The organism is Niallia sp. FSL W8-0177, assembly GCF_038006285.1.
Taxonomy (GTDB): domain Bacteria; phylum Bacillota; class Bacilli; order Bacillales; family Cytobacillaceae; genus Niallia; species Niallia circulans_A.
Map to the genome: position 1 here is coordinate 4154532 of NZ_JBBOUX010000001.1, position 18755 is coordinate 4173286.

At 36.7% G+C, this 18755-nt stretch carries 20 protein-coding genes; 5 read left to right on the plus strand and 15 right to left on the minus strand.

Going from position 1 to position 18755, the window contains the following annotated elements; genetic code table 11:
- From NST77_RS20145 to NST77_RS20160, 4 genes are all read right to left on the minus strand, one after another.
- Complete coding sequence (locus NST77_RS20145; protein ID WP_171510229.1) at positions 1–783, minus strand: isocitrate lyase/PEP mutase family protein; 783 nt, start codon at positions 781–783, stop codon at positions 1–3.
- Between the two features lie 250 nt (positions 784–1033).
- On the minus strand, positions 1034–1762 hold the full coding sequence (locus NST77_RS20150; RefSeq protein WP_061797312.1) for an amino acid ABC transporter ATP-binding protein: 729 nt from the start codon (positions 1760–1762) through the stop codon (positions 1034–1036).
- Between the two features lie 26 nt (positions 1763–1788).
- A complete protein-coding gene (locus NST77_RS20155) occupies positions 1789–2454 on the minus strand; it encodes an amino acid ABC transporter permease (RefSeq protein WP_095329327.1) in 666 nt (221 codons plus the stop codon).
- A gap of 31 nt (positions 2455–2485) precedes the next feature.
- Complete coding sequence (locus tag NST77_RS20160; protein ID WP_095329370.1) at positions 2486–3268, minus strand: transporter substrate-binding domain-containing protein; 783 nt, start codon at positions 3266–3268, stop codon at positions 2486–2488.
- Positions 3269–3878: 610 nt separating this feature from the next.
- Here NST77_RS20160 and NST77_RS20165 point away from each other — a divergent pair.
- Positions 3879–4604, plus strand: a complete 726-nt coding sequence (locus tag NST77_RS20165; RefSeq protein WP_123258599.1) for a hypothetical protein — start codon at positions 3879–3881, stop codon at positions 4602–4604.
- A 439-nt stretch (positions 4605–5043) separates the two neighbouring features.
- Here the strand turns inward: NST77_RS20165 and pdxR are convergent, their stop codons facing one another.
- Entirely contained in the window at positions 5044–6477 is a 1434-nt protein-coding gene (gene pdxR / locus NST77_RS20170; RefSeq protein ID WP_163187297.1) for a MocR-like pyridoxine biosynthesis transcription factor PdxR, read from the minus strand.
- A 146-nt stretch (positions 6478–6623) separates the two neighbouring features.
- Between pdxR and NST77_RS20175 the strand changes: the two genes are divergently transcribed.
- Positions 6624–7535, plus strand: a complete 912-nt coding sequence (locus NST77_RS20175; protein ID WP_123260217.1) for a DMT family transporter — start codon at positions 6624–6626, stop codon at positions 7533–7535.
- Between the two features lie 271 nt (positions 7536–7806).
- On the opposite strand, the gene NST77_RS20180 is transcribed toward NST77_RS20175, so the two are convergent.
- From NST77_RS20180 to NST77_RS20190, 3 genes are all read right to left on the minus strand, one after another.
- On the minus strand, positions 7807–8751 hold the full coding sequence (locus tag NST77_RS20180; RefSeq protein WP_341123461.1) for a TRM11 family SAM-dependent methyltransferase: 945 nt from the start codon (positions 8749–8751) through the stop codon (positions 7807–7809).
- Between the two features lie 446 nt (positions 8752–9197).
- A complete protein-coding gene (locus tag NST77_RS20185) occupies positions 9198–9677 on the minus strand; it encodes a hypothetical protein (protein ID WP_095333325.1) in 480 nt (159 codons plus the stop codon).
- Positions 9678–9781: 104 nt separating this feature from the next.
- Positions 9782–10423, minus strand: a complete 642-nt coding sequence (locus tag NST77_RS20190; RefSeq protein WP_123260216.1) for an RNA polymerase sigma factor — start codon at positions 10421–10423, stop codon at positions 9782–9784.
- Positions 10424–10517: 94 nt separating this feature from the next.
- Here NST77_RS20190 and NST77_RS20195 point away from each other — a divergent pair, with 94 nt between their 5' ends.
- Both NST77_RS20195 and NST77_RS20200 read left to right on the plus strand, forming a co-directional pair.
- On the plus strand, positions 10518–10946 hold the full coding sequence (locus tag NST77_RS20195; RefSeq protein ID WP_341123462.1) for a VOC family protein: 429 nt from the start codon (positions 10518–10520) through the stop codon (positions 10944–10946).
- 286 nt (positions 10947–11232) lie between these two features.
- Positions 11233–12744, plus strand: coding sequence for a nitrate/nitrite transporter (locus NST77_RS20200; RefSeq protein ID WP_341123464.1), 1512 nt, complete (start codon positions 11233–11235; stop codon positions 12742–12744).
- 65 nt (positions 12745–12809) lie between these two features.
- Here NST77_RS20200 and cyoE read toward each other — a convergent pair whose 3' ends face one another.
- Positions 12810–13733, minus strand: coding sequence for a heme o synthase (cyoE, locus tag NST77_RS20205; RefSeq protein WP_341123465.1), 924 nt, complete (start codon positions 13731–13733; stop codon positions 12810–12812).
- A 57-nt stretch (positions 13734–13790) separates the two neighbouring features.
- A complete protein-coding gene (locus NST77_RS20210; RefSeq protein WP_341123466.1) occupies positions 13791–14375 on the minus strand; it encodes a molybdenum cofactor guanylyltransferase in 585 nt (194 codons plus the stop codon).
- A 157-nt stretch (positions 14376–14532) separates the two neighbouring features.
- Between NST77_RS20210 and NST77_RS20215 the strand changes: the two genes are divergently transcribed.
- The gene (locus NST77_RS20215; RefSeq protein WP_095333327.1) at positions 14533–15213 is read left to right on the plus strand and encodes a Crp/Fnr family transcriptional regulator; all 681 of its coding nucleotides are present in this window, start codon (positions 14533–14535) and stop codon (positions 15211–15213) included.
- Here the strand turns inward: NST77_RS20215 and mobB are convergent.
- The 5 genes from mobB to NST77_RS20240 are packed head-to-tail and all read right to left on the minus strand — an operon-like array spanning position 15210 to position 18752.
- A complete protein-coding gene (gene mobB, locus NST77_RS20220) occupies positions 15210–15710 on the minus strand; it encodes a molybdopterin-guanine dinucleotide biosynthesis protein B (protein WP_341123468.1) in 501 nt (166 codons plus the stop codon). The two genes, NST77_RS20215 and mobB, sit on opposite strands and share 4 nt — an antisense overlap.
- Positions 15711–15747: 37 nt before the next feature.
- On the minus strand, positions 15748–15978 hold the full coding sequence (moaD, locus tag NST77_RS20225; protein ID WP_341123469.1) for a molybdopterin converting factor subunit 1: 231 nt from the start codon (positions 15976–15978) through the stop codon (positions 15748–15750).
- A 1-nt stretch (position 15979) separates the two neighbouring features.
- Positions 15980–16450: a molybdenum cofactor biosynthesis protein MoaE gene (locus NST77_RS20230; RefSeq protein WP_095333309.1), complete on the minus strand. Its 471-nt coding sequence runs from the start codon at positions 16448–16450 to the stop codon at positions 15980–15982.
- Positions 16440–17732 (minus strand): molybdopterin molybdotransferase MoeA, encoded by a 1293-nt coding sequence (locus NST77_RS20235; protein ID WP_341123470.1) that lies wholly within the window; start codon positions 17730–17732, stop codon positions 16440–16442. The genes NST77_RS20230 and NST77_RS20235 overlap by 11 nt, the downstream gene beginning before the upstream one ends.
- A 9-nt stretch (positions 17733–17741) precedes the next feature.
- Entirely contained in the window at positions 17742–18752 is a 1011-nt protein-coding gene (locus NST77_RS20240; RefSeq protein WP_341123471.1) for a ThiF family adenylyltransferase, read from the minus strand.
- Positions 18753–18755: the final 3 nt, after the last annotated feature.

Sequence of the window (18755 nt, forward strand, 5' to 3'; positions counted from 1 at the left end):
TCACCCTAGTGCTTCTTTTTCATACAAAGAGGACGTATCCTTGAACTCTAATAATTCGCCAACCTTTTTTTCTAAATGAACAATTACACTATCAGATAGAGCGTTTCCAAAACTAAATCGTCTTACTCCTAATTCTTTAAGCATATTACAATTCGTCAGCCCAGGTAAAGATAATAGATTTAGTGGAGCGCTAACATTCTTTGTAATTTCTTTAATCTCTTTATCCTCTCTTAACCCAGGAACAAAAATTCCACTGGCACCACTTTCCACATATGCACGAGCTCGTTCCATTGTTTCCAGCAAGGGATTTTTCCTTTTTAGGTAAGTATCCGTTCTGGCGTTGATATAAAAGTCTTTATAACCATTTCTATCTAAGGCTGCCCTCATTTTTTCCATTAGTTTACAATGCTGCGTTATTTCTCTCAATTCATTTGATTTTTTCAGTGAATCCTCTATATTGATACCAGCAACTCCAATCTCAGCTGTCCTTAATACATTATTAATAATTTTATCTATATCCTCACTGTATCCAGCTTCAATATCAGCGGAAACAGGGATTTTTACATTCTCTGTAATCGTTTTGATTATAGCTAAGTGTCGATCAAAATCAATTAATTCTCCATCTGAATATCCTAATGAGTTAGCAATTCCCCAACTAGTTGTACCAATTGCTTTAAATCCAGCCTTTTCTAGCGTTAAAGCTGAAAGAAGATCCCAGGCGTTTCCAAGAAATAATAAATCCTCTGAAAAATGTAGTTCCTTGAATTCCTTCATCTTATTCATTTTAATTTTCCTCCAAATCTTTTATTGGACCTATTTTAACAAGTAATCTGCCACCATTTCGTCCTCATTCTTGCTTTTATGGTCTGTCTTTAGAAAAAGAATATTATGCTCTTCTTAGCTCTATTAAAATGAAAGAAGATAACCATAAACGGCTATCTTCTTTAGATTCACAAGCGTATTTTATGAAATATATCCACCCAAATACAATAACAAAGAAGTCCTGTCTATACTTTTAGACAGGACTTCTTTGTTATTTAAGCATCGTAGCTTTTAAAAATTCTTGTGTTCTTTCTTCTTTTGGATTGTTAAAAAATTGCTCAGCTGTACCGTGTTCAATAATCTTTCCATCATGCATATACACAATACTATCTGCTACTTCTTTAGCAAATCCCATTTCGTGGGTTACAACCACCATGGTCATTCCTTCTTCTGCTAAGTCTTTCATCGTTGTTAATACCTCTCCCACTAGCTCGGGATCCAGTGCTGATGTCGGCTCATCAAAGAGCATAATATCTGGTTCCATTGCAAGTGCTCTGGCAATGGCTACCCGCTGCTTTTGCCCACCTGATAGTTTACTAGGATAAACATCTGCCTTATCCTCTAAATCTACTTTTTGCAGTAACTGTTTTGCTTTGGAGATAGCTTTATCTTTGTCTACACCCTTTACCATGATAGGTGCTTCAATAATATTTTCCAGTACGGTTTTATGTGGAAATAAGTTGAAATTTTGAAATACCATTCCTACCTTTTCCCTAATTTTGTTCAAGTTATCGGTGCTTGGATTGACCTCATTCCCCTCAATGATAATGCTGCCGTTATCCTTTTTTTCTAAAAAATTCAAACAGCGAAGGAGGGTACTTTTTCCTGAACCACTTGATCCTATTAAACAAACGACATCACTTTCATAAACAGTCAAATCGATATTTTTCAATACATGTAAGTCTCCAAATGATTTATTCAATTGGTTTATTCTGATCATTTCTTTCTTGTCCAATTTCTTCGCCCCTATCTGTCGCTTACTGCTAATTTTAATTCAATTCGGTTTACTACAAATGTCAACAGTGCTACTAGTACTAAATAGTAGACAGCTACAATGAGTAAATAGGTCATTTCGTCAAAATTATTGGATCCTAGTGTTGTTGCTACATTGAACAGCTCATTCATGGAGATAAATGCAGCTAGCGAAGAATCTTTTAAACTAATGATAAATTGATTACCTAAAGGTGGCAGCGCGCGTCTAAATGCCTGTGGAAGAATAATTCTCCTTAATGTCAGTGCCTTTGTCATTCCCAAAGAACGTCCTGCTTCTAACTGACCTTTGTCAACTGCCTGAATTGCTCCACGAAGAATCTCAGAAATATAAGCTCCATTATGGAATGCTAACGCCAGGGAAGCAGCCCAAAAATCAGGAAGAAGGAAAATTCCACTTATTCCGAAATAGAGAATAAATATTTGAACAATCAGCGGTGTCCCGCGAACCAAATAGACATATGCATCGGAAATAAACTCCAGCACTTTGATTTTAGAAATTTTTAATAAGGCAAAGATCAGCCCAATGACGATTCCGAGTACGATCGAAACAGCTGTCAGCTCTAATGTCAAAAGCATAGCTTTTAGGAATACACCTTTTGTTTCCGCTAGTATGTTAAAAAAATGTGAAAAACTTGGCAAAGTATTACTTCCTTTCTATTCTGGTATAAATTTATTCTGGTTTAGTCGTAATGTCCTCTCCAAAATATTTCATGCTAATGCGAGTAAGTGTCCCATCCTCTCGGAGTTTTTCCAAGGCTTGGTTTACTCGCTTCAATAGTTTTGGATTATCTTTGGGAAGAACTATCGCTTGTTCACTGCGATCAATTAACTGCTGTGCTTTAATCTTAAACCCTTCCTGTGCAGCACTTTTCCCTGTTACAAAATCGGTGATTACTGCATCATGGCGACCGCTGCTTAACGCTTGTAAAGCCGTAATATCACTGTCATATGTTTTTATTTTGTCCGTATACTTGGAGGCAGTATCGGCATATGTAGAACCTTTTGCAACAGCTACTTCCTTTCCCTTTAAATCGTCGACCGTCTTAATTGAACTATCTGGTCTGGTGAAAATTTGCGGGCCCGAGTAGTAGTAAGGAGTACTGAAGGCAACATGTTTGCTCCGCTGCGGATTAATCGTGTGACTGGCAACGGCTGCATCTGCACGTCCTGTTTTCACCCCTTCTACAATCCCTTTGAATTTAATTCGCTTCTGAACTGGTTCAAGTCCCATTTCTTTTGCAAGTGCTTCGCCAACTTCAACATCAAATCCTGACATGGTGAGATCGTTATTTATATAACTAAATGGCTTAAACTCACCAGAAGCAGCAAAAACAAATTGATTTTTATTAATCAGTTCAGATCCATCTGCAAGCTTCTCCTTTTCGGCACAAGCAGATAAAAGGCAGAGCCCGATTAAACTGAAGAACAGTAGTATCTTTTTATTCAACAACATGTTGGCTATCCATCCTTTTTCTTTCATTTACTTTTTACCATTACCTCTAACTTGATATATTGCTTATGGAAATATATACCCCTTATCCTTCTGATAAAACAAAAAAGTCAGGTAGATTAATAGTAGGTAATTCCGTTTTGTGAATAAAACACTATAAATACATGTAAATTTGCTAGCTTGCAATATAGCAAATAACACCCCTAATCGCTTCTTAACAATAAATATTGTCATCGTGCAATCGGGGTGTTATTTTGCTTGTTATTTGGTATGTCATTTTTATCTCATTCAGGAAATTTCAATAGTTATAATTCTGATGCCTGCTATAAGAAATATATTTTTACACTTAAATAAATGAGTTCAAATAAAAAGACAAAATCCAGAAGAAAATCCATTTTGTTCAATTCTTATTCAAAATAGATTTTTTGTGTTTGCTGTTAAATAAGGAATTAATGTGATATTTCTGAGAAAGATGTCCATGCCTACTACCAATATTCCAATGTTTTTCTATATTATAATTAGCAGAATAACTGGCTCAAAATCTCTGAGTATGGTTTTGTTATGTAGATTTAGGTTATTTACTATACTAACCTAAAAATTTGGTGGGATTAAAATGACGATTAGTCTAAGTCTTGTTTTTGTAATTGGATTTATTTTTATTCATTTCTTTTCTAAAACAATGAAGTTTATCAAAGATTCACCTAGAAGTAGATTTCTCTCAATCGCTGGTGGTATAGCAGTTTCTTATGTATTTATCCATCTAATGCCCGAGTTAAGCAAACATCAAAGAGTATTAGAGCAATTAGGAGATAAAGGAATTTTTCACCTATTTGAGAATCACGCCTATCTGATAGCTCTGCTGGGATTAACTATTTTCTATGGACTAGAAAAGATGGTTAAAAAATCAAAAAAAGAAAGTGGGACAAAAAAATCGAAAACCGGTGTATTTTGGATTCATATAACATCTTTTTTTGTATATAACGCGCTAATTGGTTATCTTTTGATTAGAGAAACATATAGAAGCAATTGGGGAATGTTATTCTACTTCTTAGCAATGGCGGTTCATTTTGTTACCAATGATCACAGTCTAAGAAAAGATCACAAAGAAATATATGACCATTTTGGTAGATGGTTACTAACATTAGCAATATTATTTGGATGGATGGTTGGCTTATTTACTGAATTAAAGGAAATTTATATTTCCATGCTCACAGCATTCTTGGCAGGGGGGATAATTTTAAATGTACTGAAGGAAGAGTTACCAGAAGAAAGAGAGAGCAGTTTCATTGCTTTTTTCCTTGGTTTGGTGAGCTATTCTGTCTTGTTATTGCTTGTTTAGCTAGAAAGTTTTGAAGTGTTTAAATAGCCAAAGCATAAGTAAGAAAAAAGAAAGCTTGTAAATAATGCTACTTAAACCAAAAGATCCGTCCGTTAAATAAGGGATACATTTTTACTAATAGGAAAAAATAGGAATATCTATAAAACGACATTCCTAAATTATTACTGATAAACTTCTTTCTATCCAAATAGAACCAGTAAAGAATGGTTCACTAATTAATGGTAGTTCGGCCAAGACATTATGTTTTATATTTTACGGGAACCACCACCATTTTTTCTTTACTGAAAATTTTTCTTCTAGAACAAGATATGCACTCATTGTTAGAGCAGTAAGTACATATTTCTTAATTGTTTTTTTGCTATAAGCGGAATAGATAAACAAGGTAAAGTAACCATTAGAATGAGAAGCCAAATTTTTTCACAGCATAAATATTTACAATCTAACTACCTACAAGTTCTCTTATAATTTTGCTTAACTGGTAAATTCCCTTTTTCAAGTTAGCGATGGAGGCATAGCTATAAGAAAGGCGAAGATAACGGTTAGAATCTTGACCATATATACTTCCAGGGTTCAGTAATATGCCTCTGTCTAAGGCTTTTACATAAAGTTCTTTCATGGAAATTTTTGAAGTTATTTTTAACCAAATAAAGAATCCACCCTTTGGTGTATACCAAGAAGCTATATCGCTTAAATAATATTCTAATGTTTCTAACATAACTGTCCGTCTTTTTTTTAACTCTTCTCGTACCAAGCCAAGGTGTTGTTCATATAACCCACTTTTAAACCATTCAGCTGCTACTCTTTGAGATATGGAGCTGGAACCATAATCTGTCTGCATTTTTATATCGGATAATCGTTCAATGACTGGTTCTGGTCCAACAATCCATCCAATCCTTAAACCAGGGCTTAACGATTTAGATAGACTGCCTAAATACAATACATGACCATGTTTATCATTTGCCTTAATAGGAGAAGGTGAAATTTCATCAAGCCATAATTCTCGATAAATATCGTCTTCAATCATAGGAAGCTGTTCCTTTTTACAAATGCTAAGGAGCTCTTGGCGTCGTTTGTCAGGCATTAAGATACCTGTAGGGTTATGAAAACAGGGAATGGAATACAAAATGGCTCTGTTGCGTTGTTTATTTGTGATGGAAATAGAGTTAGGTATAAGTCCATCTTCATCAATTGGTAGTCCTGTAAGCTTCATCCCAGCAGATTGAAAAACACGAAGGGAATAAAGATAGGAAGGTTGTTCCAGTAAAACACTTGAACCTCTATGGAGTAGCCCCACTGAAATTAATTGCAGAGCCTGTAATGCACCAGATACAATTAAAATGGAAGAAGGGGAAGCCTGAATACCGATAGTTTTAAGATAATCACTCAAAGCTTCTCTTAAAGGAAGAAACCCTTTTGGTTCTTCATACCCAAAAGCCTCTAATTGGTCAGATACTCTTCTTAACACTGATTTCATTGTTTCTAAGGGAAATAAATCTTTAGATAACTCCCCTTTGCTAAGTTGTATAAGATCAGCATTAGATTCGGCCAAATTTATTTCCTGTACAGTTGATTGACTTGGTCTAAGTAATCCAGATTTTACATGTTCATCCCAATCAGGTGGTGGATTTGTAGCCAATAAAGTCCATGTGTTATTCGCTACGTATGTGCCTAATCCAATTTTAGCCTCAATTAATCCATCAGCCATTAACTCTTCCAAAGCAGTAATAATTGTACTTCTATTAACCTCGAATCTTTTTGCTAATACTCTTTGGCTAGGTATTTTACTTCCGATTGGCCACTCTCCATTAGATATTTTCTCTTTAATAAAATCGATTATTTGTTGATATTTTGGAGTTTTAATTTTCAATACCAATTCCGTTTACCTCCATTAAAATTCCCTTATCACTTAAGTGGTTGGTTTTTTTCTTTTTTAACTGGTTGCAGACATTTTAACAAATCTTAAATACTATGGGAAAGAAAAATAGAATTGGTTGGAAATTTTATCGAGGATGTGAACATATGCCGTATAAATTGAATATTAGGATAGTAGTGGCAAATTGTCTTATAATTTTTCTTTGGGGATCAGCTTTTACAGGGATTCGGGTCGGATTACAATCTTATACACCTGAGCACCTTGCCCTATTTAGAATGTTAGTGGGTTCCATATTACTCATAGGAATTGCTATTATTTTTAAAATGAAATTGCCTGAATTTAAAGATATTCCCATTATATTTTTGTTTGGATTTTTAGGCTTTACTGTATACCATTTGGCATTAAATATAGGAGAAAAGACAGTTAGTTCAGGAATTGCCAGTTTACTGGTCTCAACTACACCGATTATTTGCGCTTTTTTAGCTGGTTGGTTTCTCCAGGAAAAATTCGGAATATCAAAATGGATTGGATCTATTATTAGCTTTTTTGGAGTAGCTTTGATTTCCTTAGGAACATGGGGTTTTGGAACTGGCAGTGGAATTTTATTTATTCTTATAGCATCAATATCAGAAAGTTTTTATTTTGTTTTTCAAACGCATTATATTAAGAAGTATGGTTTTTTCGCCTTTACTGTTTATACCATTATTGCTGGGACTATTTGTATGCTTTTTCTTCTCCCGGGTTTAGTAGGAGAAATTACAAATTCTTCATTAGAGTCCACTTTAAGCGTCATATATTTAGGGATATTCCCTACCATTATTCCGTATATAATATTAGCTTACTTAACTTTACGTGTTGGGTCCTCTGTAGCAACTAGTTCGCTTTATTTAACTCCAGCACTTTCATTTGTGATTGGGTGGTTTTGGCTTGGTGAAAAACCAACACAGGTATCTCTATTAGGGGGACTACTAATATTAGCAGGGGTATCGTTTATTCATCTTAATTTAGAAAAATTACAAATTAGATTTAATTTGAGAAGAAGGGGATTTCAAAAATAAGTAAAGGAAGTTAAGTGAATTTGTATAATAAAAATAATCTGATGTTGAATATATCTCTATTTAGAAATAGGAAGATTTCCATAATAATTGAATTGAAAGGGAATTAGCCTGTTAAGAAATATACTTAAAGTAATGGGGGAGCTCGTTGAAGAAAACAACTTTGCAAACAAAACGATTGGATAATAAATCCAATCGTTTTGTTTGTTATCATATATTAGTTCATCGAGTATTTAAACTACAAGTTAATCCTCATCTATTCCATCCCTATGCCTTAGCAGCAAACGATTGTTTGCCGTATAAATTTTCCCTTTGGGACTTCACACCGATCTACTATTTCAAAACCTGCTTCACCCAGTATTCCATCTATATCTTCAGTCGTTACGATGACCATTTTTTTAGCAAAGCGACGGGCGCTTTGCAGCATTGCAAATTTTTCCTCATCGGAAACAACGGAGCAAAGATTATATGGCATGTCGATAATTGCCACATCATACATTTCTGTTATGTCTCTGATATCCCTTAAAAATACAGGACCAGAAAGTCCAAAATGGGCGAGATTGTTCCGAATGCCCTTCATGACTAAGGGATTATAATCACTGCCTGTTATATTAACTCCCATCGATAAAGCCTCTACCAATACTGTCCCGATGCCACAGCATGGATCAATCACCTTCACTCCTCTTAATTCTGGAACTGCAATATTTACTAGCGCTCTAGCCATTCGGGTAGTTAGTGCAGTTGAGTAGTTATGAGGTTTCTGTTGATGAATAAGCCACATACCCTGATTTTCCGAATAGTATCCGAAATACCATTTTCCTTTTAACTTGGTAATAGCAAATACTATCTCTGGATTATGAAGACTTGCTGCACCTGGAACCAAGCATCCAATTTGTCTAGCGATTCCTTTCCTATCATTAAATTCCATTTTATCAAGGGGATCGATGTCCCGATAATTGATGCCGATTACCTTATACGTACTAGGCAAAGAAGGCATTGCCTCTACCCTTTGTTTTAGCTCTTCTAACGTATCACCTGTAAATAGAACCGCTATTTTTTCTTTTATAAAAGGACTCCTGCTTGGATCTCTATTTATACTGCTCTCTAATACAAAGGCATGTAAGTCAGCACGAAATAGAGAACGAACTTCTAATTTACATAGGTGTTCTTCTTCCTCCGCATAATTGAAGGTATTCGGGACCAATCTATTTTGACTCAAGTTCTTTCTCCTCCTTTTTTTTGGATAAGCCCTTGAGCTGTTCCACGTTTTCATGAAAATAGTAAAACGGGGCTGAGACAAAACTAAAAAGGATATGCTTAAAGCTGAATAATCATTTGTTGAATTAGACGAATGATAAATAAAATCTATTTTTGTTTCTCGCCCCATTTTATAAGATTAGTGAAATGGAGTGGAAGACACTCGACTCCTGCGGGAAATAGAGGAAAGGCTGAGACCCCGCAGCGCAGTGAGGAGGCTCAGCTTCCTCCCCGCGGAAAGCGAGTGACTGGAGCGCAATGGAACGAACTTGTTTTTTAGCTATAAAAAAGATAAATCAGCGAAAAGAAAAACGCGAACTATTACGATGTTTTATTGTATTATAGTTTGGCTTTTTCTTTATGTAAAATTCTTTTGTCCCACCCTCTGCGTTGTTTTTCCTACGTATCTTAAATGGAAGACTTGTTAAAGCCTTCTTCCTTTAAGTATTCACAAGCTTCCTCGTAGCTTGAAAAACTATTTTCTAGATTGACTCCGGCATATATATTCCAAAACCCTTCTTCTTGAAGAAGAAGGAGTGTATTATTTTCCGTATCAATCCATGTTTCTTCTTCCACTGTTTCTTCCTCGACCGTCTCTTCTTCTTGTATATTCGGTCTTAATGATTGAATGGATTTTTCAATAATTTCTTTTAGTTCTTCTTTTGAAAAATCTCTAATATTGACCATCCCTTTTTCATCTGTCTCATACTCATTCAGCTTGTCCGCATATACAAATCCGTTTCCATTGGGATGTAAGTGATACACGACGTTCTTTTTGTCACTTCCACTTTCCGCATAATGAAAATTAACGCGTTTTAATGAAACATTCTTTCGTTCTAATTGAGGGAACTCCTCAATAATATTTAGTTTTTCTTCAAATGATAGCATATTTGCCTCCCGAATTTTTATTATATTATTATAATTAGTCTCCGTTCTAATTGTGGGTAAAACTAATATACCACGTTTTATTAGTATGAATATAGTTCAACTTATTAGGATGTAATTTCTAAAATATTTCCATCTGGGTCTATAACATAGAATCGAGAATGGATAGAACCTCTTCTTACCTTAAAATTTTGTGATTCTAATAGTCGATAAAGATAAAATATTTGCATCGGTTTCGCTTCCCGTATTGCTTTAGTGAGTGCAATAATAATTTCTTGATTAGAAGAGGGGATTTTTATATTATTATTTTGTAATTTTAGTTTCTTTCTAGACCGATGAAGTGCTGTTTTAATCGCCTCATTACTTATTCTTAACATGGATGCCATTTCTTTTGAAGTGTAGCCAAATACATCCTTCAAGGTAACTAGCATAGCCTGTTTTAAAGGTAGGGTGGTAAGTAAAATTTCTATTAAACCATCGTAATCTATAAAATCGTAGGCTTCTCCGAAAATGTCCTCATTAAATAAAATACTCTCTTTATATTTCCTGTTCTCATCGATAAACTGATTTTTTGCCACAGTACATAAATAAGAAAATGTAAACTCCCTTTTCGGCTCTGCCTTTTTTATTTTATAAACCTTTAGGATCGTTTCTTGTACTAGATCCTCGGCTGTCCAAGGTGACCCTGACAACCTTAAACAATATTTATAAAGTTTCTTAATCACAACCTCGATATCTTCAAAAACCATGTCTCATCCTCTTTTATATAAATTTACATGTAAGTGTAACTTTTCCATTATTATATTCGTTATAAGGAAGAATTTCATTCAAGGGAGGAAGATTATGTTTAAAGTAGGTAGTATATTTATTCCAGTTACAGATATTAAGAAATCTACCGATTGGTATGTAAAGTTTCTTGGTGTGAAGATAATCGATAGTTGGGAGGATGGTGCCGGCTTTTATTTACCAGCTGGAACAACACAATTAGCCTTAGTAAAAGTAGAATCCCCCCAGCCTACTGAATTTATTATTAAAGGGGATCAGAAGAACTCCTATTTTAATTTTGTCGTTGATAATATTGAAGCTGCCCATCAACAATTTAGAAACAATGGCATCGTTACTACCGAAATCGATGATTTTGGCGGAATGAAATTTTTTGATTTCTTTGACTTGGACGGTAACCCATTTAGTGTCGTTAATGAAGTGAGCAATTCTCCCTTCCACTCAGAAAATGTGAAAGAAATGCAAGAAAGAGATAAAACAAAGAAATAACTATTAAAAAAAGAATTACCCATACTTTTTTGATGGTAATTCTTTTTTCTTTCACAGCAGGATATGTTCAAGTCGTTATTATCCCCATTTAAAAATATTTGGACAAAGTTTATCTGATGCCGCCTTCCTTACAGCCAGAGATTGAAATGGTCCCATTAAAAGTAAATATAATAAAAAAAACAAAATTTTGCTGGCTATATGTGAAGTAAATCACACGTAGACAGCAAAATTTTTTTTATTGTTGTATAGAGGACAAATATGAAATCATAAGAAAGGATATCGGCATATGAAAAAACAAACGATTCAACTAAATCTGCAAACGTTTAATCTTGTCATTGGATTCATGGTGTGGGTGATCTTATCCTCCCTAATGCCTAGTATTCGAGAAGATATTTCATTAACAGCATCACAAGTGTCATTAGTGACGGCACTTCCTGTTATTTTAGGTTCTATCCTGCGGATTCCCATAGGCTTTTATACAAACCGCTATGGAGCAAGACTATTATTTAGTATTAGTTTTTTTATTCTTCTATTTCCCGTCTACTTTATTAGTATAGCTAATTCATTCTCAGATTTAGTAATTGGTGGATTATTTCTTGGAGTCGGCGGAGCTGTCTTTTCTATTGGTGTCACCTCGTTACCAAAATATTATCCGAAAGAAAAGCATGGTTTTATTAATGGAATTTATGGCGTAGGTAACATTGGGACAGCCGTTACTTCCTTCGGAGCCCCTGTTATCGCAGCAATGCTCGGTTGGAACAAAGCGGTTCAGATGTATCTTATCTTATTACTATTGTTTATAGCATTAACTGTTTTTTTAGGAGATAAGCAGGAAAGTAAAGAGCATGTTGCTTTATCTAAGCAATTTAAAGCTGTATACAAAAATGCGACATTATGGGCTTTAAGTCTTTTCTATTTTATTACCTTTGGAGCTTTCGTGGCGTTTACTGTTTATTTACCTAATTTCTTATCTACTCATTTTGAATTAAGTACGGTTGATGCAGGAATGAGAACGGCAGGGTTCATAGCGCTTGCGACTTTCCTAAGACCAGTTGGTGGCTGGCTTGCTGATAAATTTAACCCATATATTATTTTAATGATAACATTTATCGGCATCACTGCTTCAGGTATCATTTTATCATTTTCCCCAACCTTGACTTTATACACGATCGGAACATTATCAGTCGCTGTAACAGCAGGTATCGGGAATGGAACGATCTTTAAATTAGTTCCATTGCACTTTCCAAAGCAAGCTGGGATTGTGAATGGAATAGTTTCTGCCATTGGTGGTTTAGGCGGGTTCTTCCCACCTCTTATTTTGACTGCGGTTGAACAAATGACAGGGCAATATTCGATCGGATTTATGGCATTGTCCCAATTTGCATTGGTTAGCTTCGTTATTGTAGTTTGGATGTATTATCAAGATGAGAAAAACATCGAGAAGCAGATCATAGAAAACACAGCCGAAGCAATTATGTTAACAGATAAAAAACGCGTCATTAAACGGGTAAATTCTGCATTTTCACGGATTACTGGGTATACAACAGAGGAAGCCTTAGGAAATACTCCTGTACTCCTCCAGTCGGGCAAACACGACAAGTCCTTTTACCAAGAAATGTGGAAATCGATTGATCAGCATGACTTCTGGGAGGGTGAAATATGGAATAAAAGAAAAGATGGCTCCTTTTATTTACAATGGTTGACCATTAGTGCCATCAAAAATAATGTCGGGGAAGTCCGGTATTATGTCGGGATATTTAACGATTTAAGTACAGCAAAAAGGAAGATAAACGCTTAAGTTCATATAAGTGTAAAGGCGAAGGACCATGATTTACTATCATCCTTCGCCTTCTTATTTTTTCTCTACTTAACTTTGAAGCAAAGAGTGAGGATAGTCATGTAAATAAATATGATCATTAAGTAATTCACAGAGTATAAAAAATTCCAATGCGCCCATTTCCATTGATCTTTTACCAAGAATCCCGATAAAGCTAAAATAAGCCAGCCCATTGTGAAAGCAAATGTCACGATCACAAACACTTTTCCAAATGAAGCAAGGAGAAAGGAAATTGGTAACAGACATGCAATATAAAATACCATGTGATATTTTGTTTTAGTTATTCCCGATACAACTGGCAGCATTGCTACCTTCGCGTCCGCATACTCTTGAAACTTTTTAATAGCGATGGCATAGGTGTGAGGCATTTGCCAGATAAACAAAAGCAGAAATAAGGCAAGTGGGATTTTATGAAGAATAGACCCAACTGCAGCCCATCCCATCAATGGGGTCACAGCCCCTGATAAACTGCCTATCAATGTATTAAAAGCATAGCGGCGTTTAGACCACATCGTATATAAAAAGACATACGTAAACCAACCAATGAACGCAAATAACGTAGTCTTCATATTCACCATCAGTAAAAAAGCAAAGCCAGCTATCGTGAAGCCTATTCCTAAAATAAGCACCGTCTGCAGTGGCACATTACCTGTTACGGTTGGGCGCTTTTGCGTACGCTCCATGATGGAATCAATATCCACGTCATACCAATTATTCAGTACCAATGCTCCTCCCATTACCAAAGTCGAACCAAGTAAAACAAAGATAAATTCCATCCAGTAATCTAAAAATCCTTCTCTAAGGATGTTCAGTGCTAATAGAAAGGAAGTCAGCACTGGCAAAACATTAGCTAATAATACCTTACATTTAATTAACAATAATAAATCGTGAACTGTCCATTTATAAAGAGGCTTCTGTAATTGCAGCTTCGTATCCTTATTTATGTTCATTTCCTTATATTCCTTGTCTCTAATTTATAGCACCTATCCAGGCATTTATACTCATGACTACTTCTTTATTAGATAATCGTAATCCCGCTGATAATTCAAATTGTAAAAAGGCTCTTCATCTTCTACCTCAACTGTTTTTACCTTTAGCTTTTGAAGGAGCTGATAAACAGCATAGTCCCCAGCTTGCAGCATTTCCTCAATGAGAGGAGCAACGGTCGCATGATATACACCGACTAAAGGTTGTAACCTTCCTTTACAAGATGGAATAATTGCCTGATATCCAGGCTGGATTTCCTTTACGATCAAATGAATCGTAGCTTCTGTCATAAATGGGACATCGGTAGGGATGACCAAATACCATGTACTTCGATTTTCCTGCATAACGGAATACATCCCGGCAAGCGGGCCTTTTTCTCTTACAGAAGGCAAATCTATCAGGATAGAAACATCTGCCTCTGCACTTTTTATCTGATCTACATAATGCGGCTGGGTTACCATGTATACATGTTTAACAAAAGGGGTAATAGCATCCAGGCTATGATGATAAAAAGCTTTTCCATTATGCTCGGCAAACATCTTCGGCGAACCAAAGCGGCTTGATTTTCCTCCTGCCAATAAAATACCAACGATAGGTTGCTGCATGTCATCACTCCATACTTAGACGCTTATTGTTTAAAAATTGTCACTAAGTTTTAGTTTTTCAACGAGCTACTTGCATTTTTTTCATGCTATCATGGAAATGAAACCATGATAAGGGGGTCTCCACGTGAAAATTCCAATACAAGCATCAAGGAAAAGAATGATTTCTCCAGAACTGCGGCATTTGCTTGTGTCTATTGGTACAAAGAAAAAAATATATAAAGACCATTATCTATTCCGCGAAGGAGAAGAAGCAAAAGAAATTTATTTACTTGAATCCGGTTTAGTTCAAATTAGCAAGCTTACTGCAGAAGGAAACGAACTATTGCTGCGGCTTTGTAAACAAGATGATATCGTCGGTGAGCTAACGCTGTTTGCTGATAATCCAAAGTTTCTATTAAGCTGTAAAACGCTCCAAACCGGTGAGGTCTATGTGATAAAAAGAAGCAAATTAGAAAAAGAATTAATGGCGAACAGCGCGCTCACCTTTGAATTCATGCGCTGGGTAAGTGACCACATGAGAAAATTCCAATCAAAGCTGCGCGATTTACTATTAAATGGAAAAAAAGGTGCTGTCTATTCTACCTTAATTCGCTTATCCAATAGCTACGGTGTCCCTGTGGATGATGGCATCCTTATCGACATGACCTTAACAAATCAAGAGCTAGGAAGGTTCTGTGCAACTACAAGGGAAAGTGTGAACCGCATGCTCGGTGACCTTCGGAAAAACAATATTATTTCTTTGAATACACAAGGAAAAATAATTCTTCACGACATTGAGTATTTACGTCAGGCGATCGGCTGTGAAAACTGCCCGCTGGAAATGTGTAATATTGATTAATGAAGCAGATTTTGCGTGTATTGTTCCAGAAGCCAACAGGCCAATTTTTCTAATTGATTAGGCTTAAATATCGGAACAGATATTTCTTCTAAAGGAATACTAGAAACTACCGCTTTCAGGTTAGATACTTTATTTATTAGCTGGATATCCTCTTGCTCCCCAATTAGCACAATTTTCGGCTTCGGTTCATGCTTGTATCCTTCTATAAATAGAATATCTACGTTTAATAGCGTGTATAATTGTATAATTACATCTAGATTCCATTCCTTATTTGTCGCAATTTGCAGCAGGTTTTCTCCTTGCACACCAGCAAAATCTGCTCCTGCTTGAAGATGTTTTGCATTATCTGTCTTCTCCCACCCTAAAGGAAGGCCTCCATGTCCATGGTGCTTGATTGCTGCCACTTGGTAATGGTATTTTGAAAAGTATCCTATTAAATGCTCTACTAAAGTGGTTTTCCCACGATTTTTATAACCGATAATTTGTACACATTGCATGGGCTATCATCCTTTAATTTCCATTGAACTAACTGCTTCACCCGCCGCTGACTGGCGGAATGAGTGCCACTACATCATCTTTTTGGATCATAGCTTGGCCCCTTGCGAATTCTTCATTTACGGCAATCATGACCTGGTCTAAAGAATCAATCCCATAGCTTTGTTGAAAGGCTTCTTTAAATGTCTGAACCGTCTGTGCTTCCCAATCCAGCTCTAATTCTGATGTGTCAAGCTGCTCTTGTAAATGTGCAAACACCAATATTTTCATTTTAAATGCCTCCCTCGTTTGTTGACCATGGATCATGATAGGGGATTTGCTCAAGCTGATCTCCAATCCATGTTTCGCCGTTTTCCCAATGCTCTTTTTTCCATATTGGTACTATTTGCTTAATTCGTTCAATCGCATACTGATTTGCCTGGTATGCAGCTTCACGATGCGGGGAAGAAACCGCTATTACGACGGCAATATCCGTAATTTCCAATCTACCAATTCGATGGGTGATTGCAATTTCGGTATTCGGCCATTTTTCCGTTATCTCATGTCCAATTTGTTCCAACATTTTTATCGCCATTGGAATATATGCTTCGTATTGTAAATAGATGGTACGCTTTCCTTTCGTCCATTCCCTTACCGTTCCAATAAATGTTGTAATGGCACCTGCCTCAGGACGCGTTACTTTGTCAATAAGTTCATCGATTGCAATAGGCTGATCCACGATTTTGTAACGCTTAGTGTCCATGCTGTCTCTCCTTTAATTGATAATTGTTTAAGAACACGGCATCCCCTTCTGCATATTCGAGCAATAAGGCAACCACACTGCTTCCTTGTTCATATCCCCTTGTGCCTCCTGGTAATACAATCAATACATCTGCTTCTCCTAATGAGGAAACGACATTTGATTTATCTAGCCCGAGTGGCGTGACAACAGGTTGTGCTTCGGTAAAATAAAGCTTGCCGCGCACAAATCGATCAAATGGATTTGGCTTTGCAAAATCCGAACCAAGCCTAGCCTGAATTGCTTTATTATAGGCTAGTGGATTTCCTAAAAAGAACTGGAGCACTGGTCTTACAAAAAGCTCAAAGCCGACATAGCACGCAGATGGATTACCAGATAACCCGAATAACAGTTTGCCAGCTAATTCGGCTACAGTTGTTACACTGCCCGGTCGCATCCCTACCTTATTAAATAATACATTTGCTCCCATTCTCCGATAAATCTCTGGCAAGTAATCATAATCCCCTACTGACACACCACCTGTTGTTATTAAAAAGTCCACCTGTTCAATCGCTGTATTTACTTGGTTATAACATACTTCTAAATCATCGATAAATTGACCGAAATAGATTGCCTTTGCGCCAGCTCGTTCTAATTGGGCCATAATCATATATGCGTTACTATTTCTAATTTTCCCTAGTACAAGTGGTTCATCTACTTCTAGTAATTCACTGCCTGTCGCAATCACTCCTACAGTCGGCTTTTTCGCTACAGGGACTTGCTTATAGCCAAATGTGGCAAGTAGTGCGACATTACCTGGGTTAATTCGAGTTCCTTTTCTAACAATGACAGCATTCTTTGTTGTATCTTCGCCTTGAAAGGAAATGTTATCATTCGGCTTCACTTTACGTTTTATGCAAATCTTGTGCTCGGATACTTCCTCTACTAGTTCTAGCATGATAACAGCATCACATCCAACAGGAATCGGACCTCCTGTCATAATCCGGACCGCTTGATTTTCCCCAACGGTATTTGCAAAAACTTCCCCGGCGCCAATATGGCCGATAACAGATAGTGCGATAGGATTTTCTGTTGATGCTCTGCAAGTGTCACTGGAGCGAATAGCATATCCATCATATGGCGAACGATCAAATGGGGGCACATCATGATCGGCCAGAACATCTTCTGCCAAAACTCGATCCATACTTTGTTCCAATGCTATATGTTCAATGCCGCCTGCTGCCCCATATTGCATGACTCGTTCAATTGCTTCTGTAACTTTTATTGGTTCTCGCCGTTCCATCATTATCCCCCCTTAACCTACTAGCTGATAGTAAATTTTTTTCGCTTCTGTAACGGAATTAGTGCCATGTATTAATGTTCTCCCATCAAGGAAAAAGACAATACGATAGGATTGGTACGTAATCGATACTAGATATTCATTCTGTTTTACACTTGTAAATACTTGAAATCGGGCTGCTAATGCTGCTAAGGAGTGTGATGTATTCGCCCTAAGCTGGACCGTATCTCTTCCACACAAGACTTCCGTCTTCAACTGATTTTGGTATGCTAATGCTGGATATGTCGGGTTCATCCCACAAGTAAGGCACTCATCCCGCTTTACTCCCTCCACTCCAATCGTTTGATAAAGGTTATTCCAGAGATCAAACGTTAAATAAGTGGCTCGTCGTTTATCTGCTGCACCTGTTAGGAGCTTCAATGCTTCAGCTGTTTGGTGCGCTACAACCATTTGCACGGCAGGACCAATGATTCCAACTGCATCACATGTCACACCTGCTACTGGTATGGCATCAAGCAAACAACGTAAGCAAGGCGTTTCATTTGGAATAACCGTATAGCTCATTCCCGTAGCACCGACACAGGCACCAAAAATCCAAGGTATCCTATGCTGGTGCAACGCATCATTCAAGATAAATCGAGTATCAAAATTGTCAGTTGCGTCCATTACGAGATCCACATCTTTTATTAATGGCTCAAGCGTTTCACCTGTTACATCCATCACATGTGCATGGATCTTTATACACTGATTTATTTCCCGCAGGTGTTGTTGAGCTGCAATTGCCTTAGGGAGCTGCTGTTCTACATCTTTTTCCGTAAACAGATGCTGGCGTTGTAAATTACTCTCTTCTACATAATCCCGATCCACAATAGATACTTCCCCAACTCCCGCGCGGACAAGTGCTTCTGCATTAGCCGATCCTAAAGCTCCACACCCTACTATTAATACGTGCTTTTTCGCCATTTGCTCTTGTCCATGCTCGCCAATTGGCTGAAAACGTATTTGTCTGGAATATCGATTATTCATCGC